The sequence below is a fragment of the Pseudomonas sp. AK181 genome, assembly GCF_051122975.1.
In the GTDB taxonomy this organism is placed as follows: domain Bacteria; phylum Pseudomonadota; class Gammaproteobacteria; order Pseudomonadales; family Pseudomonadaceae; genus Aquipseudomonas; species Aquipseudomonas lactis.
The window spans coordinates 3,220,620-3,236,082 of record NZ_CP146348.1 but is presented as its reverse complement, the minus strand read 5'-3'; the positions used below and the strand labels follow the sequence as shown (position 1 = coordinate 3,236,082).

19 protein-coding genes and 1 tRNA gene are annotated in these 15,463 nt (G+C 58.2%); 8 read left to right on the top strand and 12 right to left on the bottom strand.

Features of this window, described 5'->3' with window-relative positions:
* Window position 1: 1 nt before the first annotated feature.
* Entirely contained in the window at window positions 2-439 is a 438-nt protein-coding gene (locus V8689_RS14885) for a WapI family immunity protein (protein WP_056783341.1), read from the top strand.
* Between the two features lie 519 nt (window positions 440-958).
* Window positions 959-1,210, top strand: a complete 252-nt coding sequence (locus V8689_RS14880) for a DUF7660 family protein (RefSeq protein ID WP_056783616.1) — start codon at window positions 959-961, stop codon at window positions 1,208-1,210.
* Window positions 1,211-1,448: 238 nt separating this feature from the next.
* Here the strand turns inward: V8689_RS14880 and V8689_RS14875 are convergent, their stop codons facing one another.
* Both V8689_RS14875 and V8689_RS14870 read right to left on the bottom strand, forming a co-directional pair.
* The gene (locus V8689_RS14875; RefSeq protein WP_056783339.1) at window positions 1,449-1,970 is read right to left on the bottom strand and encodes a GNAT family N-acetyltransferase; all 522 of its coding nucleotides are present in this window, start codon (window positions 1,968-1,970) and stop codon (window positions 1,449-1,451) included.
* Between the two features lie 361 nt (window positions 1,971-2,331).
* Window positions 2,332-2,418: transfer RNA gene (locus V8689_RS14870), tRNA-Leu, on the bottom strand.
* Between the two features lie 223 nt (window positions 2,419-2,641).
* Between V8689_RS14870 and V8689_RS14865 the strand changes: the two genes are divergently transcribed.
* Window positions 2,642-3,118 carry a hypothetical protein gene (locus V8689_RS14865; RefSeq protein WP_056783338.1) on the top strand — a complete coding sequence of 159 codons (477 nt, stop codon included), beginning with the start codon at window positions 2,642-2,644 and terminating at the stop codon, window positions 3,116-3,118.
* A 137-nt stretch (window positions 3,119-3,255) separates the two neighbouring features.
* On the opposite strand, the gene V8689_RS14860 is transcribed toward V8689_RS14865, so the two are convergent.
* Window positions 3,256-3,783 (bottom strand): DinB family protein, encoded by a 528-nt coding sequence (locus V8689_RS14860; protein WP_056783336.1) that lies wholly within the window; start codon window positions 3,781-3,783, stop codon window positions 3,256-3,258.
* A gap of 125 nt (window positions 3,784-3,908) precedes the next feature.
* On the opposite strand from V8689_RS14860, the gene V8689_RS14855 reads away from it, so the two are divergent.
* Complete coding sequence (locus V8689_RS14855; RefSeq protein ID WP_056783334.1) at window positions 3,909-4,607, top strand: tellurite resistance TerB family protein; 699 nt, start codon at window positions 3,909-3,911, stop codon at window positions 4,605-4,607.
* Here V8689_RS14855 and V8689_RS14850 read toward each other — a convergent pair.
* From V8689_RS14850 to V8689_RS14815, 8 genes are all read right to left on the bottom strand, one after another.
* Window positions 4,604-5,425, bottom strand: coding sequence for a hypothetical protein (locus V8689_RS14850; protein WP_056783332.1), 822 nt, complete (start codon window positions 5,423-5,425; stop codon window positions 4,604-4,606). The genes V8689_RS14855 and V8689_RS14850 overlap by 4 nt on opposite strands.
* 18 nt (window positions 5,426-5,443) lie before the next feature.
* On the bottom strand, window positions 5,444-5,791 hold the full coding sequence (locus V8689_RS14845; protein WP_003191350.1) for a DUF2493 domain-containing protein: 348 nt from the start codon (window positions 5,789-5,791) through the stop codon (window positions 5,444-5,446).
* Between the two features lie 64 nt (window positions 5,792-5,855).
* A complete protein-coding gene (mgtA, locus tag V8689_RS14840; protein ID WP_056783329.1) occupies window positions 5,856-8,570 on the bottom strand; it encodes a magnesium-translocating P-type ATPase in 2,715 nt (904 codons plus the stop codon).
* A gap of 236 nt (window positions 8,571-8,806) precedes the next feature.
* A complete protein-coding gene (locus tag V8689_RS14835) occupies window positions 8,807-9,100 on the bottom strand; it encodes a hypothetical protein (protein ID WP_056783326.1) in 294 nt (97 codons plus the stop codon).
* A 310-nt stretch (window positions 9,101-9,410) separates the two neighbouring features.
* Window positions 9,411-10,022: a LysE family transporter gene (locus V8689_RS14830; protein ID WP_056783325.1), complete on the bottom strand. Its 612-nt coding sequence runs from the start codon at window positions 10,020-10,022 to the stop codon at window positions 9,411-9,413.
* 421 nt (window positions 10,023-10,443) lie between these two features.
* A complete protein-coding gene (locus V8689_RS14825; protein WP_056783322.1) occupies window positions 10,444-10,926 on the bottom strand; it encodes an arsenate reductase ArsC in 483 nt (160 codons plus the stop codon).
* A gap of 11 nt (window positions 10,927-10,937) precedes the next feature.
* Window positions 10,938-12,221, bottom strand: coding sequence for an arsenic transporter (locus V8689_RS14820; RefSeq protein ID WP_060766040.1), 1,284 nt, complete (start codon window positions 12,219-12,221; stop codon window positions 10,938-10,940).
* Window positions 12,222-12,240: 19 nt separating this feature from the next.
* Complete coding sequence (locus V8689_RS14815; RefSeq protein ID WP_034127507.1) at window positions 12,241-12,597, bottom strand: metalloregulator ArsR/SmtB family transcription factor; 357 nt, start codon at window positions 12,595-12,597, stop codon at window positions 12,241-12,243.
* Between the two features lie 177 nt (window positions 12,598-12,774).
* Here V8689_RS14815 and V8689_RS14810 point away from each other — a divergent pair, with 177 nt between their 5' ends.
* From V8689_RS14810 to V8689_RS14795, 4 genes are all read left to right on the top strand, one after another.
* Complete coding sequence (locus tag V8689_RS14810) at window positions 12,775-12,990, top strand: hypothetical protein (RefSeq protein ID WP_003191339.1); 216 nt, start codon at window positions 12,775-12,777, stop codon at window positions 12,988-12,990.
* Between the two features lie 71 nt (window positions 12,991-13,061).
* Entirely contained in the window at window positions 13,062-13,757 is a 696-nt protein-coding gene (locus V8689_RS14805; RefSeq protein WP_056783321.1) for an AzlC family ABC transporter permease, read from the top strand.
* Window positions 13,754-14,065, top strand: a complete 312-nt coding sequence (locus V8689_RS14800; RefSeq protein WP_047710921.1) for an AzlD domain-containing protein — start codon at window positions 13,754-13,756, stop codon at window positions 14,063-14,065. The genes V8689_RS14805 and V8689_RS14800 overlap by 4 nt, the downstream gene beginning before the upstream one ends.
* Window positions 14,066-14,237: 172 nt before the next feature.
* Window positions 14,238-14,591: a hypothetical protein gene (locus V8689_RS14795; RefSeq protein ID WP_056783319.1), complete on the top strand. Its 354-nt coding sequence runs from the start codon at window positions 14,238-14,240 to the stop codon at window positions 14,589-14,591.
* Between the two features lie 148 nt (window positions 14,592-14,739).
* On the opposite strand, the gene V8689_RS14790 is transcribed toward V8689_RS14795, so the two are convergent.
* A complete protein-coding gene (locus tag V8689_RS14790) occupies window positions 14,740-15,444 on the bottom strand; it encodes a YoaK family protein (RefSeq protein ID WP_056783316.1) in 705 nt (234 codons plus the stop codon).
* Window positions 15,445-15,463: the final 19 nt, after the last annotated feature.

Here is a 15,463-nt window from a genome sequence, read left to right as displayed (position 1 = left end):
TATGATTGACTTATTCGATAAGGGTAATAAGTTTTCACTCAAAGTGAAAGGGTATGAATTTCCCGGTGCGCAGGATGAGTTAGATGCTAATTGGTTGGTTGTCAGTATAGATGTCGAACATAAGGCCGGGGAGCCATGGAGAGCGTGTGGGCCCTATCTGCGCACTAATGAACTATTAAGGCTGTTGAGATGGTTGAGAAGTTTAAAAGCTGGAGTGCAACCTTCAAGGATTGCATTCACGGAAGGGGAATTGGCATTTTCGTATTTGGGTGATATGCAGCTGGCAGTGATACTTGACTTTAATTTCCACCCTAAGGGCGCAGCGTATGATTACTCAAGTGACAGAGAGTTCTCATTGCCTTTCAATGTTGATGATAAAGGCTTGGCTAATTTGATTCGTTCTGTTGAAGAGGCCATAAGGGAGTTTCCCGAGCGCTAAGTCGCGGCATAAGAAGATGGCGGTATAGAATGCGGCAGATTTATTTGGTTATTGTCTGTAACTAATAAAGCTGTCCCGAATGGCACTTACTTAATTTACTTCGAGTGACCATTTTTCCTGAGCTCGACCCTTGCCGCCGAGCCCGTCGAATGAAAAAGGGGACTACGGAGAAAAGGGGACAGATTTATTTTTGAAGTTTGGGTTTTGTGAAGGTCTTGAACAGTAGCGGATGAGTCTCTGTAAAATAAATCTGTCCCCTTTTTTCTCTCCAGTCAACAATTGACGGGCTGAAGTCAGGGAAAATTTCTCCAGATGACTTGCCTCCTATCCGGGTATTTGAGAAGGACGGGGCGGTCTACAGCTTGGACAACAGACGTTTGCTTGCTGCGTCTGAGGCGGGAGTTCCAATCAAAGTTGTTCCGGCTACGCCAGCAGAGGTTGCTAAGGAAGGATGGAAAATGACTACCCCCAATAATGGTTCGATTATCTGTGTTCGAGGTATTTGTAAGTGAGGACTGTATGAGTTTTGAGCGAGTTAGAGATATACAGACAAAAGAAGATCTTGCGGATTTTGTTGGTGAGTTCAGAGAGGGGTTGGTGCTTAATCCAAATGACTGGGAGAATCCGGACTTAGAAAGGTTTTTAGCTGCAATGGAAGCCTGGATTAGATCAATAGATATGTATGCAAAAAACTCTGGCGACAATGAAGTTATTAGCCCTAGTTGGAGCACCTTCGCAAAGATTTTATGTGCGTCGAAAGTTTACGAGTAATTGTTTTGCATAGACTTCACTCAGCACCAGATCCCGCCGGTGTTGTTTTATCTGTTTATTGCAAAATCTCCGCCCTTCACTGCTCGCTTTAGTCATGGCTTGTAAAAAAGGGGGCAGATTATTTATAGGATTGACGAGTCCTTTTAGATATGACGAATGAGTCTCCGGAAAATAAATCTGTCCCCTTTTTTCTTTCAGTAATAACCAAGCAACCCGTATGGGAGGCAATCAAGCGCGCCTACCGGGAAAGGTCACGGCACATCACGACCATACCGATTTCGGCTACATCGGTACTGAAGGGGATTTCTCCCAATGACCGAAATCCGAAGTTCTCATAGAAACGCTGCGCGTTTGAATTGGTCTTCAGTACGTCTAGCCATAAGAAACCTTCATTGCGGTTTTGCGCTGCGTCTTGAATGAATTGGAGAAGCTGCTTCCCATAGCCCTTGCCCGCCTGAGACTCGAGGAAGTAAATTTTCTGGAGTTCGGCGCCAAAATGATCAGACATTGGGATCGGCTTGGACCAATTGACTTTTGAGAATCCTACTGCCTGGCCTTTGTCGTCGAACGCGATGAGCCAGTAGTGATTGATAGGTGAACCGATAGATTTCTGCAGTTCAGAAACCGAGAAGTCCTCGCTTAGGAAGTTCTGTAGTCCTGCGGCGGTCCAGATATCAGAAAAGTGCTCTTTGTAGGTCTTTATGCCGATGTCTCGGAGCGTTTGAAGGTCTTCAATCGTTGCCTCTCGAATCGTGATCACTCTTTTGCTCCTTGCGCCAAATGACTCCAACCAATACCGGCAACCCCCCACCATTTCAAGTCCTGCCTAAGCGAGGCGCCAAAGTCTCAAGGAATCGGAAGGTCGCCCGTTGGGGTGAGACGCAGGTCCGCATGGTTGATGGTGAGGATGGTGGGCCTGAAGGTGCATGAGGGCGGTCGGCATGGTCTGTACGTCGATTATCACCAAGACAACGGCATCGGCGGGCTTCGGTCTGAATAAAGAGGTGGGATATTCGTTCGGCAGGACGCCGGGCGAGGGGGATTGCGGAGCGGTTTCTAAAATTGCGGAGCGGAAAAGATAAGGGCCTGCCCAGGTTTCCCCGGCAAGCCCTTGATATCTATGGTGCCCGAACCCGGAATCGAACCGGGACGCCCTTACGAGCGGGGGATTTTAAGTCCCATGCGTCTACCAGTTTCGCCATTCGGGCGGTAGCGCGGTGTAACAGGGTTGGGAATATATAGATCCAGCCGCTTCAGCGCAACCTCCAGGCCGGTTTTCCCGCATAAAGATGCGCAGGAAAAAGCGTGGAAGATCAGTGATCTACAGGGCCTTTGTGTCAAGTCCTGATGAACGCAAGCAACCCAGGAACAAGCCCCATAAATGACAGTCATAGCGATATGCCATTTCGGCATTTCGCCAGGAGTCGTTTGATGCTCAGTGTCCGTAAGCAGGCTTGGATCATGGCCGTGGGTGTGGCGGGTTTGTTAAGCACTGCGATGCTCAGCCCGGCGCAGGCGGGGAGTGCGGTGCGGTGGGGTGAGTTTGGTGCGTCGTCTTCAGACAAGTTAACGGCCGGCTCGATGGACGTGGGCGGTGCCTATGTGTTGAAGCCGTCGGGTGTTTCCGTGGGTGATGTCGAGGCGCTGCAAGCTGGGCAGAAACAGAGTCAAAGCGAACTGCAAAGCTTGAAAAGCAAGGTGGAGGGGCAGGAGCGTGCGTTTGATGAGTTCAAGCGCAAGGATGGTTCGAGTGCCAGTAGCAGTGACAGCCAGCTGTCGAGTCTCAAGCGGACGGTGGATGAGCAGAAGAGCACGATAGAGCGGCAGAAAGGCGAGATCGACGGGCTGAAGCGTAGCCTGGACGATTTGAAGCGCAGCGTGGATAACCTGAGCAGCAAGGTGAAGTGACGGCACTGATACTGTGGGCAATATAGGGCAACCGTGGGAGCTGGCTTGCCTGCGATGGCGATGTGTCAGTCACAGGGGTTGCGCCTGTTACACCGCCATCGCAGGCAAGCCAGCTCCCACATTGACCGTGTCGGCCTTCAGTCAATCAGTGCCAGCAAGTCGGTGATCCCCACATCCACACCCGCCTGGCTCAGCAGCGTTGTCACCTGGCCGCGGTGGTGGGTCTGGTGGTTGAAAAAGTGCACCAGCAGGCCGAAGAAGGGTTTCTCGGCAGCCACGCCGCGCATGTTGTGATAACGCAGTCGTTGATCAAGGTGGGACTCGTGCAGGCTGCTGGCCCAATCAATGATCAGTTGATCCAGCCAGGCGCGATGGGCCGATAATTCAGCAAGGTTGGCGAAGGCCAATTGCTTGAGGTCACCGGGCGTAGCAATGCCGTTGAGTGGCGCCAAGGCCGCAAAGTTGGCCGGGTGTTCGGCAAAGCGCTTGAGCCAGACGGTGTCGCCCAGCATCAGGTGGTTCAAGGTGCCGAGGATCGAGCCGAAAAACGCCTGGCGGTCCAGGGTCAATTGTGCGTGCGTCAGGGTGCTGGCGGCGTCGTAGACCTTGCGGTTCATCCATTGGTTGTAGGTGGCCATCAACGCAATATGCTCGATGCGATTCACCGCGGTTCTCCCTTGTCGGCGTGATGACGTCATCATAAAGCTTGCCCGCCCGACGGTCATGGTGTTCCATCAGGGGAGGACTATGTTTGATCAACGCCACTATTTGCGCCCCGGAGGGCGACACCATGAATACCAGCGATCTACTGGAACAACTGTTGCGTGCAGGGCAGCAAGGCGGCGGGGCTTCGGGCGGCGGCCTGGGCGGGTTGCTCGGAGGGTTGTTGAAGGGCGCCGGCACCGGCAATGCGTCTTCGGCGGGCGGCGGTTTGGGTGGTTTATTAGGTGGCCTGGGTGGCTTATTGGGCGGCGCGCCGGCAGGTGGTACTACCCAGACGCGTAGCGGCGGTGGGATGAACTACGCGGCGCTGGCATCCCTGGGCATGGCGGCGTTCCAAGCGTACCAAGCCTGGCAACGCCAACAGGCCTCGGCGCCGCAGCAAGCTATCCAGACCGTTGACCAGCTTGAAGGGCCTGAAGCCGAAGCCCATAGCCACGGCGTACTGCGTGCGTTGATCGCGGCGGCCAAGGCGGATGGCAAAATCGATGCGAAAGAGCAGCAGATGATTTCTACAGAAATCGGCCGTCATACCGACGACCCACAATTGCAGCAGTGGCTCGACGCCGAAGTCGCCAAGCCATTGGATGCCGCCGATTTTGCCGAGTATGCCAATGACCCGGCACTCGCTGCGGAGATTTACCTGGCCAGCGTGATGCTGGTCAATGATCAGCAGGACGCCGAGCGCAATTACCTCGACGACCTGGCCGGTCAGTTGCAAATCGATCCGCAATTGCAGGTGCATCTGGAGCAGCAGGCCAAAGCCTAGAACCTCAGCGTCGCCCCAGTGGTCAGCCACTGGGCGCGATCGCCAATCAGGCTGCGCCCGACCAGCAGGTCCACGTCGACAAATTCGCCGATGTGCAAACGCGGACCAGCCTGCCAGGCCTGTTCGCCGCCTTCCTGGCCATAGCGCTCGCCAATCAGCGTGAGCGCCTCTGCCAACTGATATTCGAACCCCGTGCCCCAGGTCAGGCGATGCTGTTGATCACCCTCGTTGTAGGCGTGGCTCCAACCGGCGTTCAGGTTCAGGCGCAGGGGTGCCAGGGGTTGCCACGTGAGTGGGACGTTCAGGTCTGCGCCATCAAACCCGTGATGGCGATCCAGCGCGACATGCGCTCCGATAGCAACCGCCAGTTCCAAGCCCAAGTCTTGCCGTGACAGCACCTGCACCTTGGCTTGCGGGCTGATCTGTGTCTCGCCTTTGCCTGCATCCACGGCCCGTGACAACGCGGCGCCCCATTGCACGGCAGGCATGGCGCTGAACGTGCAGGCGGGCGACACGCTGCGGTTGTGGGTGCTGCCCGCGTGCCGATGGGCGCTGTACCAGGCGTCGACGTTGCATTCCCCCGGCGCGTTGATCGCACCGTCATCAACCACATAAGCGCCGCCTGCGGCTTGCGCTTTTGAAACCAACGCGACCACCAAAACAAGGCCCAGGGCCATGCCGATAAAGATCAGGTTGCGCTGCAATGCACGACGCTTCGCTGGCGGCAGTAACAGCAGTGTGTGGTGAGCACCGCGAGAGTGGCGCGCGCGATATTTGGCAAACCCGTCGCGGCGTGCCGGCGTGTGTTTTTTGTGCATGATGCACCTCGCTTGAATTCAGCTTTCTACGGTCAGCACCGAAATGCCGCTGGCTTTGGCCTGGCAGACCAGCTCCGAGGTATCGTCACCACCCGGCAGGGCGATGATCAGGTCGGGGCGGCTGTCGGCCAGCATGAAATGGTTGCGCTGGCGTTCCGCCTGTTTGCCGTGGCGCTGCCAATTGGGTGGGTAACGCACCACGTCGATACCGATTTCCCGCGCCCATTCCTCGATCTCACTGCCCAGGAACTGGTTGCCGCCGTGGATCAGCACCTGCACCGGGCGCAGGCGGTGGTAAGCGTCCAGCACATGGCGGGACTTTTTGGTGTCGGCGTAATGACGACCTGCACAGATCAACACGCGCATGAGTAAATCCTTTTCTTGCACGCTGGCGACCGGGCGGCCTCCAGCGTTTGAACGGCGGGGAGGGTCAGTACCACTGCTTGAAGCGGCGGATGTAGATCGTCTTCATCAGTTGGGCGACGCAGCAGTAAGCCAGCAAGGTGCCCACCAGCCATGGGAAGTACGCCAGCGGCAGCGGTTGCAGCCCCACCAGGGTGCCCAGCGGTGAGAACGGCACGTAGATGCCCAGGGCGATCACGATGCAGGTCATCATCAACACCGGCCAGGCGGCTGTGCTCTGGAAGAACGGGATCTTGCGGGTGCGCAGCATATGCACCACCAGGGTTTGCGAAAGCAGCCCCTCGATAAACCAGCCGGACTGGAACAGGGTCTGCATTTCCACACTGTTGGCCGAGAACACGTACCACATCAGCGCAAAGGTGGTGATGTCGAAGATCGACGAGGTTGGCCCGATCCAGATCATGAAGCGGCCAATGTTTTTCGCATCCCACTTGCGCGGCTTGGCCAGGTATTCCTTGTCCATCTTGTCCCACGGCAGGGCCAGCTGGGAGATGTCGTACATCAGGTTTTGCAGCAGCAGGTGGATCGCCAGCATCGGCATGAATGGAATGAACGCACTGGCCACCAGCACCGAGAACACGTTGCCGAAGTTGGAGCTGGCGGTCATGTTCAGGTACTTCATGATATTGCCGAAGGTTTCGCGGCCCTTGAGCACGCCTTCTTCCAGCACCATCAGGCTTTTTTCCAGCAGGATGATGTCGGCCGATTCCTTGGCGATGTCGGTGCCGCTGTCCACCGAAATACCCACATCGGCATCGCGCAGCGCCGGCGCATCGTTGATACCGTCACCGAGGAAGCCGACGGTGTGACCGTTGGTTTGCAGCGCCTTGAGCACGCGGGATTTTTGCAGCGGCGTGAGCTTGGCGAACACCGTGCGTTCTTCCACGCGGCGCAGCAGGGTAGCGTCGTCCATGGCTTCGATTTCCACGCCCAGCAGCGGCTGGCCGGGCTCCAGGCCAACCTGGCGGCAGATCTTGCTGGTGACCACGGCGTTGTCACCGGTCAACACCTTGATCGCCACGCCAATCTGTTGCAGCGCCGCAATCGCCGGGCCTGCGGTTTCCTTCGGCGGGTCCAGGAAGGTCAGGAAGCCCTGGATCACCAGGTTGCGCTCGTCGCTGGTGGTGTATTGCTGGCGTGCCAGTGCTTTGGGGATATTGCGGGTCGCCACTACGAGTACACGGAAACCGTCTTCGTTGTAGTCATTGGCGAGTGCCAGCAGGGCGTCACGACGGCGGTCATCCAGGGGCAAGGCTTCGCCGGCCTCCATGACATGGGTGGCAATGCTCAGCATCTCTTCCACCGCGCCCTTGCACACCAGCAGATGGTCACCGGCGGCATCCTTGACCACGATCGACAGGCGGCGGCGCACAAAGTCGAATGGCAATTCATCGACCTTGCTGCAGGCAAACGGCACCTGGAACTTGGGGTTCTGTTCCGAGAACTGCACCACCGCCTGATCCATCAGGTTTTTCATGCCGCTCTGGTGAAAGCTGTTGAGCCAGGCCAGGGACAGCACGGCGTCATCGCGCTGGCCGAAGGCATTGACGTGATGCTCGAGGATGATCTTGTCCTGGGTGAGGGTGCCGGTCTTGTCAGTGCAAAGCACATCCATCGAGCCGAAGTTCTGGATCGCATTGAGGCGCTTGACCACCACCTTGCGCTTGGCCATCGCCGTAGCACCCTTGGCCAGGTTGGCGCTGACGATCATCGGCAGCATTTCCGGGGTAAGGCCGACGGCTACCGCCAGGGCAAACAGGAAGGCATCGCCCCAATCGCCCTTGGAGAAGCCATTGAGGAAGAACACGATGGGCACCATCACCAGCATGAAGCGGATCAGCAGCCAGCTGACACTGTTCACCCCGCGGTCGAAGGCGGTTTGCACCCGCGAGCCGACAATCGCCTTGGCCAGGGAACCGAAGTAAGTGCGCGGCCCCGTTGCTACCACCACCGCTTTGGCGCGACCGCTGACCACGTTGGTGCCCATGAAGCAGATGTTCGGCAAGTCCAGCAGGTTGCTCTGGTCGGCGGCGAGGGTGGAGGCGGATTTTTGCGTGACATCGCCCAGGGTGTCGTACTTCTCCACCGGCAAGGCTTCACCGGTCAGCACCGCCTGGCTGATAAACAGGTCGCGGGACTCGATCAGGCGGATATCGGCGGGGATCATGTCACCGGCCGATAGCTGCACGATATCGCCGGCCACCAGGTCGCGCATCGGCACTTCGCGCAAGGTGGGCTGGGCGCCAACCTGCTCGCGGCGCAGCACGGTGGCGGTGGTGCGGACCATGGCCTTGAGGGCCTCGGCGGATTTGGCCGAACGGTGTTCCTGCCAGAAACGCAGCAGGCTGCTGAGCAACACCATGGTCATGATAATGACGACCTTGGTTGGGTCGGCTTCTTCGCCTTCCTGCATCGGCAGCCAGCAGTCAGTCACAAAGCTGATGCCGCCCAGGGTCAACAGCACGTAGATGAACGGGTTGTTCAGGGCCTGCAGGAACTGGATGATCGCGTGCGGCGGCTTGTCATGGGCGACTTCGTTATAGCCTTCCCGTTGCAGGCGCGCCGAGGCGTCCAGTTCGGTCAGGCCGTTCTGGGTGGCCCGTACATTGGCGAGCGTGGCCGCCAGGCCATTGTGGGCTTCACGGGCGGCACGCATCGACAGCTTGGTGTCGGCAGCGGTGCCATTTTTCTTGTGCAGAGGCGTGTTTTTTACGGCGCTCATTGTCTGTACTCCTGTCGCCAATTCTCGACAAAACATACCCGGTACTTACCTGCAGACAGGCGAGCGAAAGCATGCCGAGCCGCAAACTTTGCGATCGGTTTAAATAAGATGTTCACATAACTTCTGAAGGGCCCGCTAACAGCGCGTTAGTTAACTAGCGTGCAGCGGGCTACTACTGGACCTGTTCATAACGAACTCCAGGGTCATCAATAAGAAAGTTGTTGTTTCCAGCCAGGTCAGGCGGCGCGAGCGCTCAAGTAAAGACCGAACAGCAAGCGCGCTTGCGACAGGCTGGAAACCTTGGGTCTCTGAGGGTCTTGAGGGTCGGCGTGATCCCAGTGCTGCACCAGGTGGCCGCTTTCAGGGCAGATACGCCAGTGCGCCAGCGGCGATGCCGGGCGCACATGAGGGGAGGGTGTGGCAAAGGTCGAGCGGGTTGGCGAAAAGCCAGCCGACGCGCGGCACAGCTTGGCACGCAGGGCTGCGGCCAGGGTGCGTGGATCGGATAAAACAAGGAGTTGGAAGGTCATAACACACCTCGGGACCGGACGGGCGACCGGTGAGGTAGTTACGGTGGAGCATCAAGCTCTAGCGCAGCTTACCGGACCTGGAACGCGAGTCCTGTCATCTTCTGGGTTTGGCGCCCGATGCCCGCAGAGGCGGTGCTCGGACAGCGACTAGATACTGTGTCCATTGGCTTCTTTTGTGAGGTTTAAAAAAGGCCCCAGTTGCGGGCACGGGCAATCTACTCAGGGCATCAGTGAATGTCAACGTATGATTAATTAAATTAATCCGTGTTCAGAGTTTGTTCAGACAAGAGGTACGCGTAAGTTACGGACTTCATATACCGTGCGCGGCGAGTAGTGCCAGATATATCAATACCAAACCGCAGGCTGCATAACTGACGCGCTGCCAAGTCGGTGATGCGTTCTTGCGCAGCAGGTTAACCAAGGCGGCGGTAAGAAAACACGAGAGCACCGACGCCAGCATGAAGCCGGCAAAAAACATCAGGGTTTGCCCGTGGCTGGGGGTGGTGCCGACAATCCCCGACAGGGCGCTGCCCAGGGCGCCCCAGTATACGATGTTTTTCGGGTTAGCCAGGGAGATCGCTGCGCCAACCGCCAACGCGTTTTTGCCTGAGCTGGCAGGGGCGTTGTCGGTTGCGGGTAGCTGCCAGGCATCAATGAGGCTGCGGATGCCCAGCCAGGCCAGGTAGAGCGCACAGACGATTGTGAGTGGCACCCGCACTGCATCATGCTGGATCAGCAGTGCGATACCGGTGAGGCCAATCACGGCCCAGACGGCGTCGCCCACCAGCGAGCCGAACTGCACCAGCAAGGCCGGTGTGAAGCCATGGAGCAAGCCGCGGCGCAGAGTCTCTGCCAGTACGGCGCCGGGGGAGAGGCAAAATACGAAGCCGAATACCAGCGCATAAACAAAGATCGACAGCATGCTCAGCTCCTTTCGAGAAAGTGCCAGAGCATACGTCAGTCCGGGAGGGGGATACCACGTCCTGTGTAGGAACGTCCGCGATGGCGGTGTGTCAGTCACTGAATCTTCAACTGAACCACCGTCTTCGCAGGCAAGCCAGCTCCCACATTGGTTATGTATTGCCCACCAAATCTGCGCCCGGCGCAGATCCCCTGTGGGAGCGGGCTTGCCCGCGAAGGCGGTGTGTCAGCCACTGAATCTTTAACTGAACCACCGCTTTCGCAGGCAAGCCAGCTCCCACATTGGTCATGCATTGCCCACAGAATCAGCGCCTGGCGCAGATCCCCTGTAGGAGCGAGCTTGCTCGCGAAAAACGTCAACGATAACGCGTGTTTTCTGGATGAGCGCGGTGTCTATGAGTTTTTCGCGAGCAAGCTCGCTCCTACAAAGGCTGTGGTGTTGAGGCAATGCGGTGGAGTTCAGCCTTCAATTCATCCGACGATAAACTCGCAAAGGGAAGTGCAAAAAACGCCTTGCAGCGTGCAGCGATAATGTCGAGGGTGGCGTTGAATGCCGCCTCTACTTGCGCCTCATCACCCAGTACCTCGGAAGGGTCTTCCAAGCCCCAATGCGTCTTCACCGCTGGGCCGAAATACACCGGGCACGCTTCTCCGGCCGCTTTATCGCACACGGTGATGACCACATCCGGTGGGCTGTCTTTAAAGGCGTCATTGCCCTTGCTGCACAAGCCTTCAATACTGATGCCCGCCGCCTGCAACGTCGTCAGGCTGCGTGGCAATACCTGCCCCTTGGGGAAGCTGCCAGAGCTGACCGCCTTGAAGCCCGACGGCGCCAAGTGATTGAACATCGCTTCGGACAAGATGCTGCGGCAACTGTTGGCGGTACACATGAACAGGACTTTCATGGTGTGTTCCTTTAAAAGCTCAGGCGCAAGGCGAGGGCGGCGAGGGTGATCAGCAGCACGGGCAGGGTCAGCACGATCCCGACCTTGAAGTAGTAACCCCAGGTGATGGTGATGCCTTTGCGCGCCAGGATGTGCAGCCACAGCAAGGTGGCCAGGCTGCCGATAGGCGTGATTTTCGGGCCCAGGTCGCTGCCGATCACATTGGCGTAAATCATCGCGTCCTTGACCACGCCCACGGCATGGCTGGACTCGATGGACAACGCGCCAATCAGCACGGTCGGCAGGTTATTCATGGCCGAAGAGAGCAGCGCCGTCAGCACCCCGGTGCCCATGGCCGCGCCCCATATACCGTAGCTGGCGAAGGTGTCGAGCCAGGTGGCCAGGTAGTCGGTCAGGCCGGCGTTGCGCAGGCCATACACCACCAGGTACATGCCCAGGGAAAAAATCACGATCTGCCACGGGGCTTCTTTCAGCACTTTGCGCGTGGAAATCTGATGACCTTTGGCAGCAATCACCAGCAGCAACACCGCACAGGCCGCCGAAATCGCACTGATGGGAATACCCAGCGGTTCCAGGGCAAAACAGCCGACCAGCAGAATACCCAGCACCCACCAGCCGGCGCGAAAGGTCGCACGGTCATGGATGGCACTGGCGGGGTCATCCAGATCGGCCGGGTCGTAGGTCTGCGGGATATCCCGGCGGAAAAACCACAGCAGCACCGCGAGCGTGGCGGCGACACTGACCAGGTTCACCGGCACCATCACCGCTGCGTATTCGTTGAAGCCAATCTTGAAATAATCCGCCGAGACGATATTCACCAGGTTCGACACCACCAGCGGCAGGCTCGCGGTGTCGGCGATAAACCCCGCGCCCATGACGAAGGCCAGGGTCGCCGTCGGAGAGAAGCGCAAGGCCAGCAACATAGACATCACGATAGGCGTCAGGATCAACGCCGCACCGTCATTGGCAAACAGCGCCGATACCAGCGCACCCAGCAGCACCATATAGGCAAACAACCGCCGCCCGAGACCACGGCCCCAGCGCGCCACATGCAGGGCCGTCCAGGCGAAGAAGCCGGCTTCGTCCAACAACAGGCTGATGATGATCAGCGCGACGAAGGTACCGGTGGCGTTCCAGATGATGTGCCATACCACCGGGATGTCCGCCAGGCTGATCACCCCGCAGGCCAGCGCCAGGATTGCGCCCAACGTGGCACTCCAGCCGACGCCCAGGCCCTTGGGTTGCCAGATGACCAGCACGATGGTGACGAGGAAAATCGCAATGGCGACAAGCATGAATAAAAGCTCCGATGGCTCAGCAGCAGGTGCTGGCCCGTTGTGGTCTGTCGCCCATTGCATTCAGACGCAGTGCGTCATCCTGCAACCATGGCTGGTTGGCTTGTAAGGTGGTGTCCAGCACCTGAGTGACCCAGGCGGGCAGTGCCGGATTGATGCGGTAGTAGATCCATTGCCCTTGACGACGGTCCACCAGCAGGCCGCAACTGCGCAATTGCGCGAGATGGCGGGAGATTTTTGGCTGGCTGTCGTCCAAGGCATGGATCAACTCACACACACAAAGTTCGCCCTCGCGCAGGATCAGTAAGGTCACCCGTGCACGGGTGGCATCGGCCAGGCACTTGAACAGGGTGGGGGGGGAGAAGAGATCTGACATGGTCAAGGACTTTTCAAGCAGAGATATTCTAATATACGTATTTCCATATATATCGGTCAAACCTTGTTTCAATTGATATGGATCAAACACCTGTGAAACCGCCACAACTGATTGAAATTAAAATGAAACACAAATGTCCTAACGTGCCTGCCCATTGCTGATGAAGGAAGACCCCGCGTGACCCGAGCCACCCGCAACCTGCGCAAGACCCTGGATTCCGTCGCGGAAAATAACGAAACCGCGGCGTTTGACCTGATGCGCGCCGTGGAAAAACTCGGCGATGAAGTGCTGCGCCAACGCCTGCTCAATACCATCCACCGACTGAACCAGGATGCCTACGAATTGCGCGAAGCGCGGGATTCGGTGGAGCAGGTGTCGGTCAAGCTCGCCTGAGCAAGATCGTTCAAGACACGCCTTCGTTGGTGCTGGCATGCTTGTCGACTGTCTGTCGATGAGCCGTTTCCATGCCCACTGCATTACCTCATTACGCCTTCACCCGCGGCGCCATCGCCGTCATTCCCTTGTCCCTGGCCTGTGCGCCCTGGGGGTTGCTGGCCGGATCCATGGCCATCGACGCGCAATTTACCCCGCTGCAAGCCCAAGGTTTGTCGGCCATTGTGTTTGCCGGTGCCGCACAATTGGTAGCCATTGGCATGGTCAAGAGCGGTGCCAGCCTGATTTCCATTGTGCTGACCACCTTGCTGCTGACCTCCCAGCATCTGCTTTATGGCATGCACATGCGTCCTACCCTGTCTTCGCTCAACACCCGCTGGCGCATGAGCCTGGGTTTTTTGTTGACCGATGAGTTCTTCGCCCTGGTCAACCACTATGACCGCCAGACCTTCAATCGCTGGTACGCCTTGGGCGTCGGCCTGACGTTTTACCTGATCTGGAACCTCTTCACCCTCGCCGGCATCGTGCTGGGCAAGAGCATTCCCGGCCTGGATCAATTGGGGCTGGAGTTCTCGATTGCCGCCACCTTTATCGCCTTGATCACCCCGGTGGTGCGCGATGTGCCCACGGTGGTCTGCGTGGCGGTCGCGTTGCTGAGCTCGGTCTGGTTGAGTTATCTGCACTGGGAATCGGCGGTGGTGGTCTCGGGTGTGCTGGGGATGAGCGTGGGGTTTGCCTGCAAGCGGCTGGGAGTGGGGCAACGATGATTTACCTGATGATTGTGGCCATGGGCCTGGTGGTGTTCTTCAACCGTTACCTGTTTATCGAGCCACGACTGCCGGTGCGGCTCAATCGTGGTGCGCGTGAATTTTTGGGCTTCGCCGTGCCGGGCATGCTCACAGCGATCTGCGGGCCGATTATTTTCCTGGCGGACCATCAGCTCAACCTGAGCCCGACCAACCCTTACCTGCTGGCCGGCATCTGCGCCGTGGCGTTGATGTACTGGACACGCAGCGTATTGACCACCGTGCTACTGAGCATGGCGCTGTTCTATCTGCTGCGTTGGTGGTTCTGATACCCAGGCAAAAAAAAGCCCGCGGGGTGGCGGGCAGAAGGGAGACTTCTAAAAAATGAGCTTGGCCACTATAGGCGGCGTGTTTGCCCTTCACAGTGAAACAAACTTCATGGGCGCGTCAGTTGGCCCCGGCACAATGGTAGAGTCACGGTTTTTCCAAGGAAGCAATGCCATGCACAAAGTGGTAATGGGCGCATTGATACTGGCGGCACTGGCCGGTTGCGCAGGTTCCAAGATGAAAGAGGCGCGCGCAGGCAGCCCGTACAAAACCCTGGCGTCAGACAAGGCCACCCTGGTGGTTGCCCAGTGCATCCAGTTCGGCTGGCAAGATGAAAGCGTGTTCGGCGTCGATGCCGGCGGCTTCAAGGAAGCGACCGAGGCGGGTGGTTTCACGGTGTACACCACCGGTGGCGATTACTTTGTCGATGTACTCAGCTCCGGCGCGGGTTCCAAGGTCAACTACTATGCTGCCCAGGACACTATGCCGGCTAAACGTCGCCTGGCAGCACTGGCCACTTGTCTGTAAGTCGGTTGCCTTAGTCATATTCCGAAACGCCTGGCGGGACAGCCGCCGGGCATTGGCTTATGATTCACTCGCTCGTTCGACGTGATGGCTCTTTACCGGTACACGGATGTCGAGGCTTAAACGTCGAACGAGCTCCTCCACTCCAACCTCAACGGGGCATGAAACCCAAGTGCCAGCGTCGCGGAATCAACAGTGTCGCCGCCCCCAAGGCCCCAGCCAACGCACCACTGACCCACAGTGCGCGCAGGCCCATTTGCTGTTCCAGCAGGGCGCCGATCACCGCGCCGATAAACATCCCGGCCCACGGAATCAGTTGCACGCGCCAGCCATTGCGGCGCTCGCCCATTAACCAGCGGCCCAGCCCGCGACCAAAACGTGACAGCGCCCCGGTGACGTAGGTCAGCCCCACCGGTAATCCGTTCACCTCCTCGACGGCCGCGTTGAGCATGCCCATGGCAACAATCGCTGCGAGCAACGCAGGCAAGGTGTCGGTGGCAGGCCACAACGCCGCAGCGCAGAGCAAGGCGCCGATGCACAGCAATAAGGGCAACGCATGGCGCTTGCTGAAACGGCTGACCAATACGCCCAAGGCATTGCCGACCACGAAGGTGGCGATCAGCAATACCAGCCGCCCGGTGAGCCCCAGGTCGCCCGCGCTGATGGCCACCGCCAGGCGCGTGGTGTTACCGCTCATGAACGAGACGAAATCGCCGCTGGCCATAAAACCGATGGCATCGGTCATGCCCGCCAGCACCGACAGGCAGGCCACCAGCATCAAGCCCACGCGGCCACGCCAGCGCTGTCGATGGGCGAGCGTGGCATTGGCGTAAGGCTTGCGGGACGAAGGCAGCATGGGGCCGGTTTCCTCGGTG

Bases quoted from the DNA above. Each gene is read 5' to 3' on its own strand.
- V8689_RS14805 (WP_056783321.1), top strand. From the start codon at position 13,062: ATGCCCACTGCATTACCTCATTACGCCTTCACCCGCGGCGCCATCGCC.
- V8689_RS14885 (WP_056783341.1), top strand. From the start codon at position 2: ATGATTGACTTATTCGATAAGGGTAATAAGTTTTCACTCAAAGTGAAA.
- V8689_RS14795 (WP_056783319.1), top strand. From the start codon at position 14,238: ATGCACAAAGTGGTAATGGGCGCATTGATACTGGCGGCACTGGCCGGT.
- V8689_RS14880 (WP_056783616.1), top strand. From the start codon at position 959: ATGAGTTTTGAGCGAGTTAGAGATATACAGACAAAAGAAGATCTTGCG.
- V8689_RS14815 (WP_034127507.1), bottom strand. From the start codon at position 12,597: ATGTCAGATCTCTTCTCCCCCCCCACCCTGTTCAAGTGCCTGGCCGAT.
- V8689_RS14845 (WP_003191350.1), bottom strand. From the start codon at position 5,791: ATGCGCGTGTTGATCTGTGCAGGTCGTCATTACGCCGACACCAAAAAG.
- V8689_RS14850 (WP_056783332.1), bottom strand. From the start codon at position 5,425: ATGCACAAAAAACACACGCCGGCACGCCGCGACGGGTTTGCCAAATAT.
- V8689_RS14855 (WP_056783334.1), top strand. From the start codon at position 3,909: ATGAATACCAGCGATCTACTGGAACAACTGTTGCGTGCAGGGCAGCAA.
- V8689_RS14800 (WP_047710921.1), top strand. From the start codon at position 13,754: ATGATTTACCTGATGATTGTGGCCATGGGCCTGGTGGTGTTCTTCAAC.
- V8689_RS14790 (WP_056783316.1), bottom strand. From the start codon at position 15,444: ATGCTGCCTTCGTCCCGCAAGCCTTACGCCAATGCCACGCTCGCCCAT.
- V8689_RS14820 (WP_060766040.1), bottom strand. From the start codon at position 12,221: ATGCTTGTCGCCATTGCGATTTTCCTCGTCACCATCGTGCTGGTCATC.
- V8689_RS14830 (WP_056783325.1), bottom strand. From the start codon at position 10,022: ATGCTGTCGATCTTTGTTTATGCGCTGGTATTCGGCTTCGTATTTTGC.
- mgtA (WP_056783329.1), bottom strand. From the start codon at position 8,570: ATGAGCGCCGTAAAAAACACGCCTCTGCACAAGAAAAATGGCACCGCT.
- V8689_RS14865 (WP_056783338.1), top strand. From the start codon at position 2,642: ATGCTCAGTGTCCGTAAGCAGGCTTGGATCATGGCCGTGGGTGTGGCG.
- V8689_RS14835 (WP_056783326.1), bottom strand. From the start codon at position 9,100: ATGACCTTCCAACTCCTTGTTTTATCCGATCCACGCACCCTGGCCGCA.
- V8689_RS14825 (WP_056783322.1), bottom strand. From the start codon at position 10,926: ATGAAAGTCCTGTTCATGTGTACCGCCAACAGTTGCCGCAGCATCTTG.